The organism is Streptomyces capoamus (assembly GCF_014654935.1).
Lineage (GTDB): Bacteria > Actinomycetota > Actinomycetes > Streptomycetales > Streptomycetaceae > Streptomyces > Streptomyces capoamus.
Window position 1 is genome coordinate 313,202 of the sequence record NZ_BNBF01000005.1, and the last position, 12,530, is coordinate 325,731.

General features: G+C 73.5%; 2 protein-coding genes. Both read right to left on the reverse strand.

The window, feature by feature from the left end:
- Positions 1 to 500 (reverse strand): AMP-binding protein (locus tag IE312_RS11220; RefSeq protein ID WP_189980777.1); only part of this gene is annotated, 500 nt, incomplete at its 3' end.
- A gap of 44 nt (positions 501 to 544) precedes the next feature.
- Positions 545 to 12,490, reverse strand: coding sequence for an SDR family NAD(P)-dependent oxidoreductase (locus IE312_RS11225; RefSeq protein ID WP_229899519.1), 11,946 nt, complete (start codon positions 12,488 to 12,490; stop codon positions 545 to 547).
- Between the last annotated feature and the right edge of the window lie 40 nt (positions 12,491 to 12,530).

Genomic DNA, 12,530 nt, shown 5'->3' on the forward strand with positions numbered 1-12,530 from the left:
ACGTAGGCCAGGTTGGCGCTGGTCGCCGTGGTGGGCGGGTTCTCGTCGCTCGCCGCCGCCAGCTCGCCGGCCAGGTCCTCCAGGACGAGCACGCCGCGGCCCTCCTCGGCCGGGAACGTGTCCCGGCCGGCGGCCGCGGTGAGCAGCAGCGGCACCCGCGAGTCGGACAGCATCAGGCCGAGCCGCTGCGCCGGGTACCGGGGGTCGAGCGGCAGGTAGGCGGCGCCGCTCTTGAGGACGCCGAGGATCGCCACGACGAGCTCCACCGAGCGCTCCAGCGCGATGCCGATCAGCACCTCCGGCCGGGCGCCGCGGTCGCGCAGCAGGTGGGCCACGCGGTTGGCACGCCGGTTCAGCTCGTCGTACGTGAGGTGCCGCCCCTCGAAGGTCAGGGCGATCGCGTCCGGGTTCTCCCGGACCCGCTCCTCGAACATGCTGTGCACGCAGGGAAGCCCGGGGATCCCGGGGCGCATCCCGCCCTCGTCAGCTGTCGGTAGCACGGTGTCCTCTCCTCGTTCCGTGTCGATGGCCCGGTCGGCGGCCATCACCGTTGCTCGCGCCTGCCGTTGACGCCGGCCGGGCCGGCGCCGGAGGTCACCGTCGTGGGGGCGGCCGGTCCGGTGAGCAGCCGGCGGCGCAGGCCCGCCATGCTCGATCCGGTCGGCCGGGTGGTGGCCGGCGCCGCCGGCACCGCCGGGGGCTCCGCGGTCGCTGTCGCCGTGACCGTAGCGACGGGAGCGACGGGAGCGACCGGTTCAACCGGAGCCGCAGGGGCCGGAGCGACCGGAGGGGCCGGGCGGGCGGAGACCGGGCCGCCCAGGCGGTAGGTCTCCCGGGCGAAGGGGTACCCAGGGAGGGCGACCCGCCGCGGCGGGACGGCGTACAGCCCACCCCAGGACAGGGCGTAGCCCTGGCAGTACAGGTCGGCGAGCGCCTGGAGCTCCTCCGGACGCTCCCCGTGACGGGTGATCAGCTCTTCGCCGTACTGCCCGATGGCGTGGCTTCCCTCGAAGCCGCGGGGCACCACGCCCCGGACCACGACGGGCGAGCGTTCGCCCGCGACCGCGCCGCGCAACAGCTCCAGCGCGTCGGACCGGTCGGCCGCGACCACCGCCACCCGGTGGTCGAAGTGCCGCCGGCCCGCCATGAGCGTGTAGGCGACGGAGCCCAGTTCGGTGTCCTCGTCGCCGAGCACCCGGACGAGATCCTCGATCCGCTCGCGCAGGGCGTCCTCGGTCCGTGCCGACACCAGCAGCAGGTGGTACGGCGCCGGAGCGGCCGGTACGGCCTCGGCCCGGTACTCGGACACCACGAGGTGCGCGTTGGTGCCGCTCAGCCCGAAGGCGCTCACCGCGCCGGTGAGCGGCGCCCCGTCCGCGCTCTCCCAGGCCCGGGTGGCGCGGTTGACGTAGAACGGGCTGTCGGCCCACTCGATGAACTCGTTCTGCTCCTCGACGTGCAGGCTCGCCGGGATGGTCCGGTGGCGCAGCGCCAGCACCAGGCTGATCAGGCTGACCACGCCGGACGCGGCGAAGGAGTGGCCGAGGTTGGACTTCGTCGACGTGAGCGCGCAGTACCCCTTCCGCCCGGTGCGGTCGCGGAAGGCGTCGTTGAGCGCGTTGACCTCGACCGGGTCGCCGAGGCGTGTCCCCGTCCCGTGCGCGACCACGTGCGTCACCTCGTCGGCGGCGATGCCGAAGCGGTCGTGGACCTGCCGGACGAGCTTGGCCTGGGCGACGCCGCTGGGCGCGGCGATGCCGTTGGTCCGTCCGTCGTAGTTGATCCCGCTGCCCCGGATGACCGCGTGGACCGGGTCGCCGTCGGCGACGGCCTGCGACAGCCGCTTGAGGACGACCACCGCCACCGCCTCGGCGGGGACCATGCCGTTGGCCCGCCGGTCGAAGGCGAAGCAGCGTCCGTCCTCGGAGAGCAGCCCCGCCCCGGCCATGCCGGCGAGGGTGTCCGGGTGCAGGAGCAGGGTGACCCCGGCCGCGACGGCCGTGTCGCACTCGCCGCCGCGCAGGCTCTGGCACGCCTGGTGGGTGGCCACCAGACCGGATGAACAGGCCGTGTTGATCGCCATGTTGGGCCCGTCCAGGTCCAGGAAGTAGGCGAGCCGTGCGGCGAGCACCCCCTCGTGCTGGGCCGTGACGGTGGTCTCCGCCCCGGCGCTGAGGTGGTAATCGCCGCCCTCGACACCGACGAACATGCCCACCCGGCCCGCGGCCAGCTGGGTGTCCCCCTGGCCGGCGTCCTCCAGGGCCCGCCACGCCTCCTGGAGCAGCAGCCGCTGGCGGGGGTCCATCATCTCCGCCTCGCGCGGTGAGATGCCGAAGAACAGCGGGTCGAACTCGTACACCCCGGGTGCCCAGCCGCCCTGCCAGGGGCCGGTGAACCGGTCGGGGTCCGGCGCGGTGACGACGTCCCGGCCCTCGCTGAGGATGCTCCACAGCTCGCCGGTGTCCCGGGCGCCGGGGAACCGGCCGCTGATGCCGATCACGGCGATCGGCTCGTCGGCCGGCCGGTCCCCGGCCGCGGCGACGGCCGGGCCGGCGACCGGCGAGGCCGAGACCGAGGCCGTGCCCCGCAGCGAGCTGCGCCGGACCCGCGGAGCCGCATCGGCGGACCCGGCGGGTTCGCGGGAGTCGCCCGGCGCCGCGGGCGCGGTGTCCGGCTCGCGGGAGTCACCGGGCGCCGTGTCGGGCTCGCCGTAGCGCGCGCGGATCAGCGCGCCGTGCTCGGCGAGGTAGTACCGCGCCAGATGCGCCGGTGTCGGGTGGCCGAAGAACATCGCGGGTGTGATCTCGGCGCCGAAGTGCGCGGTGAGCCGCTTGGCGAACTGCGGCAGCCGGATGGAGTCGAAGCCGAAGTCCGCGAAGTTGGCGTCGGCGTCCAGCCGGTCCGGCGCGATCTTGAGCAGGCGTCCGATGATCTCCTTGATGTCGCGGGTGACGCTCTGCTCCAGGGACATCCCGCGCAGCCCGGGCCGCCGGCCCGGTGCCGGGGTGGCGGGCCGCCGGTCGGCTCCGGCGGTGAGGGCGAGTCCGGACAGCGTCAGGACCGGTGCCCCGTCGGCGGTGCGGAGCTCGACGTCCAGCAGGGGCGTACCGCCGCTGACCACGGCCCAGGCCGCCGGCCCCTCGCCGTGCACGCGCAGTTCCTCCAGCGTCTCGGGGTGTTCCGGGGCGCCCAGGAAGGCGGCGGCGCGGACCGCGGTGTCCAGTGCGGTGAGGGTCTCGGTCTCCGGGGCCAGCTCGACCAGCACCAGGTCGGACCCGATGTGGAGGGCGCGGACGCCCCGGTACCCGGGGCCGGGCCGCTCGGTGCGCGGGCACCTGGCCCGCAGCGCATCCAGGCCGACGGCGGCGGTGTCCTGGGCGTCCGCGGTGTCCGTGGCGGGGACGAGACGGCCGGTGCCGTACAGCAGCGGGTCCTCGCCGGTGCCGAACGCCTCGAACCGCAACTCGCCGGTGGCGGCGGCGGTCAGCGCCAGGTTCACCTCGAACGGGGTGTCCAGGCGGGGCGTCGGCTCGGGCCAGCGCACCTCGCGCACGGCCACGGCCCGGCGGCCGTCGGTCAGTTCCAGCGCGGCGCGGGCCAGCTCGAGCAGGGCCACGCCGGGGAACCGGCGGGCACCGCCCTCGGGTGCCGGGGCCAGGAACGGCTCGCGGCCGGTGAAGGTGGAGCTGTAGCGCACCTCGGTCAGGTCGGAGGTGTTGCGGTGCAGCAGCGGGTGCAGCGGCCGCGCGCCCGGCGTCGGGCTCTCGTCGACCCAGTACCGCTCGCGGGCGAACGGGTACGCGGGCAGGGCGATCCGGCGCGGTCTGCCGGCCGGGTACAGCCGGGACCAGTCGACGGCGTGGCCCCTCGTCCAGGCCTGAAGCACACGGTCGTACGCGCCCTCCTCCAGCCAGGTGCCCACCGGTACGGTGCCGGGCTCCCGGCCGGCCCGGCCGCGGTGCCACTGCCCCGCGCGGTGGTCGGCGAACGCCCGCAGCCGGTCGCGGACCTCGGCGACCGTGCGGGCCTCGAAGGCCAGGCGCTCGGTCATCGCCTCCCGGCCGGTCTGCAGGGTGTACGCCAGCTCGGTGAGGTCGGTCCCGGCGGTGTCCAGGAACGCCGCCAGCCCGGCCGCGGCCGCCCGCAGCCGGTCCTCGTCCTTGGCCGACAGCACGACCAGGCCGGGTGCGGGGTGCCGGCGCGCCGGCGCGGCCACGTACTCCTCCACGATCACGTGCGCGTTGGCTCCCCCGGCACCGAACGACGAGATGCCGGCGCGCCGCGGCGCCCCGTCCGCCGGCCACGGGCCCACCTCGCGCTGCACCCGGAACGGCGTGCCCGCGAAGTCGATGAGCGGGTTCAGCGCGTCCGTGTGCAGGGTCGGTACCAGTTCGCCGTGCCGCATCTGGAGCAGCACCTTGGTGAGCCCGGCGATGCCCGCCGCGCTCTCGGCGTGCCCGATGTTGGACTTCACCGAGCCGATCGCGACCGGGCGCGTCCGGCCGGCGCGGTCACCGAGGGCGCCGGCCAGACCGGCGATCTCGATCGGATCGCCGAGGGAGGTGCCCGTGCCGTGTGCCTCGACGTAGCTCACGGTGGCCGGATCGACCCCGGCCCGGGCGAGCGCCTCGGCGATCACGGCCCGCTGGGCGGTCGGGTCGGGCACGGTGTACCCGTTGGTGCGGCCGCCGTGGTTGACGGCGCTGCCCTTGATCACGCCGTGGATCCGGTCGCCGTCGGCGATCGCCCGGGACAGCGGCTTCAGCAGCACCGCGCCGACGCCCTCGGCCGGCACGAAACCGTCGCCCCCGGCGCCGAACGCGGCACAGCGGCCGGCCTCGGACAGGAAACCGCCCTGACCGAGCATCAGGAACTTGTTGGGGTGCACCGAGACGTTCACACCGCCCGCGAGCGCGAGGTCCGACTCCCCGCGCCGGATGCTCTCGCACGCCAGGTGGATCGCGGTCAGCGAGGCCGAGCACATGGTGTCGACGGCCAGGCTGGGGCCGGTGAAGTCACCGAAGTACGACACCCGGTTGGCGATGGACGCGGCGCTGCCGGCCATCGCGACCGGCTCGCCGGCGAGCTGCTGCTGGGCGCCGTAGAGCTGGTACTCGGAGTACATGACGCCGACGTACACGCCGACCTTCCCCTGCGCGTTCAGCGCGTCACGGGTGTAGCCGGCGTCCTGGAGCGTCGCGTAGGAGCACTCCAGGAACAGCCGCTCCTGCGGATCCATCAGCTCCGCGTCCACCGGCGAGATGCCGAAGAACAGCGGGTCGAAACGGTCGACGCCGGTCAGGAAGCCGCCGCGCCAGTCGCGGCCCGCCTCGTTCGCCCAGCGGTCGGCGGGCACCTCGGTGACGCTGTCGCGGCCGGCCCGGAGGTTCGCCCAGAACGCGTCGAGGGTGTCCGCCGCGGGGTAGCGCCCGGCCAGGCCGACGATCGCCACGTCCTCCTCCCGCCGGACGGGCGCGGGCACGGCCCACGCCGCGGTTTCCCGTACGGACGGGGCGGCGTCGCGGCTGCCGGCGGTCAGGACCTCCGGGTGGGTCCGCCCGAAGTGCTCGGCGAGCGAGACGAGGGTCCGGTGCTCGAACAGCAGGGTGCTGCCGACCTCGCCGAAGACCTGGCGGAGCCGTGCCGTCAGCTGGACGACCACGATGGAGTCGATCCCGAAGGACTCGAAGGGGGCGCGCGGATCGAGATCGGCGGTCTCGACCTTCAGCACCTCGGCGAACAGGGTGCGCAACAGCTCTACGCCGCGTTCCCGCACGGACGCGGGCTCCTCGGGCAGGAGGCCTCCGGGCAGTGGCTCCCCGGGCAGCGGTTCCCCGGGCAGGGGCACCCCGGCCGGAGGTTCCCCGGGCACGGCCGTCTCCGGTGTCGGCTCCGCCGCCCGCGGGCGGGGCTCCGGCAGTGCGATGACGCCGTCGCTCTCGGCCATGATCACGTGGTGGGGCAGGTCGCGGTCCGCGCCGAGCGGGAACGCCACCGAACGGAAGCCGACGTCGCCCAGCGCGCGACGCCAGGTGGCGGGGGCCAGCACGGGACCGCCCGGGATGCGCAGGGCGGCGTCCTCCGAGAGCCACCAGCCTTCGAGCAGCCCGAAGGTCAGGTGCACCCAGACCTCGTTCCTGGTCAGCTCGTTGACGAGCAGCAGCCCGTTCGGCCGCAGCAGCGCCTTGGCGTGCGCCAGGGTGCGGTGCATCCGCCGGGTCGCGTGCAGCACGTTGGTGGCCACGACGAGGTCGTAGCCGCCGAGTTCGACGTCCTGGTCGGCCGGGGAGCGTTCGATGTCGAGCAGCCCGTAGACCAGGAAGGGGTTGTCGGGGCCGTAGGTGTGCTCGGCGTGCTGGAGGAAGGCCGGTGACAGATCGGTGTACCGGTACTCCGCTATCGCCCTCTGGTACGGCCGCAGCCGCCGGAAGACCATCGCGCTGGTCCCGCCGGTCCCCGCGCCCACCTCCAGGATGCGCACCCGGGCCGAAGGGTCCTGGGCCAGGCGCCGCTCGACGTACGCCGCCACGGCGTCCGCGAGCACCCCGTTGAAGAAGTCGGCCAGCGCGTTGTCCTGGTAGAGGCCCTGCACCAGGTCCATGGAGGAGTCCGGGAAGAGGATCTCGGTGGCCAGCCGGCGGCCGGTCAGCACGTCCGGCAAGGCTTCGAGCACGGTGTCGATGAGCACCACCTGGGTGCGGAAGTCCGGGCCGGCCAGGACGGTCGCCTTCGCACGGTCCCACTCGGACCAGGCGGACTCCGGCGTGGCCCGCAGCGGAGTGCAGGACACGCCGTCGTAACGGAGCCGGCCGTGGGCGTCCAGCAGCCGCAGCGTCTCGTCGAGCCAGCGCCCCAGGTGGCCGGGTACCAGGGCGGAGACGTCGTCGACCGGCCCGGCGAACCAGCCGGTCGTGCTCAGCCGGTCCCAGATGAGGTCGGCGAGCAGCGCGTCGACACCGCCGGTCGACGCCCGGCTCTCCCGGGTGAGTTCGGCCAGGGTGTGCGCGGTGAGCAGGGACCGCTCGTCGGTCTCGACGCCACGGCCGCGCAGCCGCTCGACGTAGGCGGCCAGACGCACCCGGTCCCAGCCGTACTCCTCCAGCGGGGCGTGCGGATCGATCGCCGCACCGTCGACACCCAGCACCTCCGACACCAGGCCCAGCACCTCGGCCGCATCGGGTCCGGCAGCACCGGCCGAGGGCAGGTCCACCGGCACGGCCGCCGAGGCGAACCGCTCTTCGAGGTCGGCACGGACGGTGGCGGCCAGGGCGGGCAGCGGTGTCACGTCGCCGGCCGGGACCGGGGCGATCGTGATGCCCGCGACATCGACGCTGCCGGTGGTGTTGAGGAAGCCGGCGTGCACCCGCGGCCCCGCCACGATCGCCTCGACCGCGGCCATCGCCTCCGGCCCCTCGATCGACACCAGCCCCAACCGCCGCATCCGCTCCCGCTGCTCCGGCGTCGAGACCGCACCCACACTGCCCCAGTAACCCCAGTGCACCACCCGCACCCGACCCGGCAGCACCCCCGCCAACCACGCCGCGAACGCATCCTGGAACGTACAACCCGCCGCATAATTGCTCTGCCCCGCCGCCCGCAAGAACGCATTCAACGACGAGAAGAACAACACCAGTTCAAGCGACGCACCGCCAAAAGCCTCCACCACACGGACCGACCCGGCCACCTTCACATCCAGCGCCGCACAAAACTCCCCCTCCGACATCGACGCCAAAGAACGATCCGCCAGCACCAGCCCGGAATGCACCACCCCGTGCACCACACCGAACCGCTCCCGCACCACCGCAGCCGCCCGCTCGACAGCCGCCCCGTCCGTGACATCCGCCACCACATACACCGGCCGCGGACCCACCGCCGCCACCCGCTCCAGATCCGCCTCGATCACCGCATCCGGAGCACGCCGGCCCAGCCACACCACCTGCGCCCCGTACACCCGGGCCACATACTCCGACCACACCACACCGATACCACCCGCACCACCCACCACCACATACACACCACCACGCCGCAACCCGCCCACACCCTGCGGCACCACAGCCGGCAACCACCGCTGCGCATACCAGCACCCCGAACGGAAGGCGAGGGTGGCGTCGACGGCCGGCAGGGTCAGCAGGTCCCGCACCGGCCACGGGCCGCTCGCGGGAAGGTCGACGAGGACCACCCGCCAGTGCGGGTACTCCTTGGCGAGCGCGCCGGCCAGTCCGTGCACACTCGCGTGCGCCGGCTCGTTCGGCTCGCCGGGGGTGACGGCCTGGGTCGCGACGGTGGCGACGGCCAGCCGCAGCTCACGGTCGCCGTACCCCGCCGCCAGCAGGGCCTTGACCAGCCGGAGGACCTCCAGCACGCCCCGGTCCTGTTCCTCGGCCGGTGCGCCGGCCGGCTCCGGCGCGACCCAGACCACCTGGGCCAGGCCGGCGCGGGCCGCGGTCGCGGCGGTGTCCGCGGTCACCGCCTCGGGGAGGGCGTCGAGCACCCGGCGCCGGTACGGGCCGTCCTCGCCGACCACCAGCACGGTGCCCCCGAGCACCGGGCCGGCGGCCCGCAGCTCCTCGCCGGGCACGGGCGTCCAGGTCGGCACCAGGTACACGCCCTCGCCCTCGTCCGCGCTCCCCCGGCCCGCCGGCGGAGCGGACGACGGGAGTGCGGGCGCGGTCGCGGGCCGGCCGAGTTCGCGCAGGGTCAGCCCGCCGATGCGGACCCGGACCGTGCCGTCCTCGGCGCACACGTCCACATCGAAGGTGGACGCACCGGTGGCCCGGGCGATCGCCACCGGGCGCTGCGGGCAGGGGCCGAACACGGCGACCTCGTCGACCGCGAACGGCACGGCCGAGGCCGACGCGCCCGTGCCGGCGCTGAAGGCGACGACCGTCTGCAGCGCCGCGTCCAGCAGGCCCGGGTGGAGCCAGTAGTCGCCCGAGTCGGCGTCGGCCGGCGGCAGCAGGCGCGAGACCGCCCGGCCGGCGCCCAGGTGGACGTCGGTGAGCGCGCGCAGGCGCGGCCCGTGCTCGATGCCCCGGGTGCGCAGCGCGGCGTAGGTCTCCTCGGCGGTGATCCGGCGCCCGGCCGGCAGGGCCGGATCGACGGTGGGCGCGGTGAGGGTGAGCCGCTCGGCCTCGCCCTGGCAGTGCACCACCGCGTCCTCGCCGTGGATGGCGAAACCGATCGCCCCGGACGGCGCGGCGGACAGCGTGATCCGCAGCGTGACAGGGGTGCCGTCCGAGACCACCGGGCGGGGCCAGGTGACGTTGCGCAGCCGGAGGGGCTGTTCGCCCTCGTCGAGGGCGAGGCACACCGCCGCGCGGGCCATTTCGAGGGAGACGACACCGGGGAGGATGGGCCGCCCGCCCACCAGGTGGTCGGCGAGGAAGAACTCGTCACCGGTCAGCGTGGTGGTGAACCGGGTCGTCCCGAGGACCGAGGTATTGGCGTGGACGAGCGGGTGGATCTCCTCGTGCGCACCGGCGGCCGGACGCCGGTCCGCCTGGGCCGGCCAGTAGCGGCGGCGGGCGAAGGGATACGTCGGCAACGGCACCCGCCCGAACCCACCCCCCGTGAACAACACACCGAAATCGAAGTCATGACCCTGCACGAACAGTTCGGCCACCGCCGACAACCGCTCACGAAACGCCGCACCCTCCAACTGCGACGGCGCACCACACTCCCGCAGACACTCCAGCCCGAACCGCGCCGACTCCGACCCACCCCGCACCGGCCCCGCCCCCACGGCCTCCGACACGAACACACCCGGAGCCGCACCCACCTCCAGCCACCGCGACAACGCCGCCACCAGACCAGCCCGGTCCCGCACCACCACAGCCCACCGATGACGCACATGCCGACGCCCCGTCAACAACGTCAGACTCACATCACCCAACGGCACACCCGCACCCTCGGCACCCTCACACCACCCCAGCAACGCCCGCACCTGCTCACGGACCTGCCCCGCCGAAGCCGCCGACAACACCACCAGATACCCCGGCAACACCCCCGCCGACCGCACCCGCTCCGGCGCCTGACCGACCACCACATGCGCATTCGTCCCCGAAAACCCGAACGCACTCACCGCCGCCAGCCGCACACCCCCCGCACCCGGCGCCCACTCCCCCAGCACCTCATTCACATAGAACGGCGAACCCTCCAACGCAATCCGAGGATTCGCCCGCTCGAAATGCACCAACGGCGGCACCTGACGATGCCGCAACGCCAACACCGCCTTCACCACACCAGCCACCCCCGCAGCCGCCGCGGTATGCCCCAGATTCCCCTTCACCGTCCCCAACGCACAAAACCCACGCCCACCCACCCGCGCACCAAAAGCCCGCGACAACGCCTCGAACTCCACCGGATCCCCCAACGGAGTCCCCGTCCCATGCGCCTCCACCAGACCGATCGAACCCACATCGATCCCGAACCGGTCCCACACCTCCCCCAACAACGCCTCCTGCGCCCCCACACTCGGCGCCGTGATCCCGTTGCTCGCCCCGTCCTGATTCACCCCCGACCCGTGAATCACCCCATGAACGAAATCACCGTCCGCCAACGCATCCCGCAACCGCCGCAACACCACCACCCCGGCACCCTCACCGGGCACAAACCCATCCGCCCCCGCATCGAACGCAGCACACCGCCCCGACACCGACAACATCCCCGCCGCCTGCGCCGACGCATAAAACTCCGGCGTGCTCAACACGAACACACCACCCGCCAACGCCATGTCCAACCCACCCGAACGCAACGCCTCACACGCCAGATGCACCGCCACCAACGAACTCGAACACGCCGTATCCACCGTCACCGCCGGACCCCGCAGATCCAACATGTACGCAATCCGCGCCGACAGAATCGAACCGGCCCGGCCGAGCATGGCCTGCGGCGATTTCATGCCGTTCGGGTAGAGCGTGTGGTAGTCGCCGCCGGAGAAGCCGGCGTAGACGCCGCAGCGGCTGCCGCGCACACCTGCCCCGGCGTACCCCGCGTTCTCCAGGGCCGTCCAGGACTCCTCCAGGAAGATGCGCTGCTGCGGATCCATGAACTCCGCCTCCAGCCCGGACAGCCCGAAGAACAACGGATCGAACTCGTCGAACCCGTCGAGGAAACTTCCGCGCAGGCCCGCGGCCGCCTCGGCGCCGAGGTACTGGTCCAGCGGCCACCTGGTCACGTCGCCGACGAGGTCGGTGCCCGCGGCCAGGTGCTCCCACAGCTCGTCGACCGTCCGGGACCCGGCGAACCGGCCGCTCAGACCGACGATCGCGATGGGCTCCAGAGCGTCGCCCCCCGCCTCCGCCACGACCCCGCCCGAGACGACGGCCGCCCCGGCCACCAAGGCCCGAGCCGGCTCCGGCTCAGTGACCTCGGCAGCGGCCGGTGCCGTCACCTGCGCGGTGCGCAGCACGACCCCCGACGAGGCGACGTGCAGAGCGAGTTGATTGAGGGTGCCGTGCTCGAACAGCACCGTCGTCGCCAGTTCGGTGCCCAGCACCTCGTTCACCCGCTGCACGAACTGGATCCCCAGGATCGAGTCCAGCCCGTAGTCGCGGAAGGCGGTGTCCCCGTCGAGATCGGCCACAGGCATCTTCAACGCCCCGGCGAGTTCCGCCCGCAGCCGGTCGTGCACGTCGTCGGCCGTGGCCTCCTCGTCCGCGAGTGTCACGGACTGCGGCTGCGCCTCGCGGTCCGGTTCCCCCCGCACGGGGGCCGGCGCCGACACGGACGGTCCGCCCGGGAAGACACCGTCGCTCTCGGCCACGACGACCTGGCCACCGAGATGGTGCGACTCCCGGACCGGGAAGAACACCGAGCGGAAACCCGCCCCCTCCAGGACGCCCTGCCAGACCTCCGATTCGATCGCCGGGCTGCCGGCGATCCGCAGTTCGGGGTCCTCGTGCAGCCACCATCCCTCCAGCAGGCCGAACGCGGCGTGTGTCAGGAGGTTGATGCCCGCCATCTCGTTGAGCACGAGCAGGGCCTGCGGTCGCATCAGGGTCTTGACGTTGTCGACCGTGACCCCGATCCGACGGGTCGCGTGCAGGACGTTGGCCGCGAGCACCAGGTCGTAGGAGCCGAGGTCGAAGCCCTGCTCCTCGGGGCTGCGCTCGATGTCGAGCAGCCGGTACGAGAGGTAGGGCGTGTCCGGGCCGTAGACGGTCTCGGCGTGGTGCAGGAAGGCGCGGGAGAGGTCGGTGTAGCAGTACTCGGCGATGGCGTGCCGATAGGGCTTCAGCTTGCGGAACACCTCGACGCTGGTGGAACCGGTGCCCGCACCGACCTCCAGCAGGCGCAGTCGCGCACCGGGTTCCGCCTCCAGGCGCTCCTGGACGTAGGCGACGACGACGTCGGTCGTCCACGTGTTGAAGAAGTCCGCGAGGGGGTTGCCCTGGTAGACGGCGCGGACCTGATCCACCGAGCCACCGGGGAAGATGATGTCGGTGGGGAGCTTCTCACCGCGCAGGACCTCGGGCAGGGCCCGCAGCATGGCCTCGGCGATGACGAGGCGCGGCCGTACGCTGGCGTCC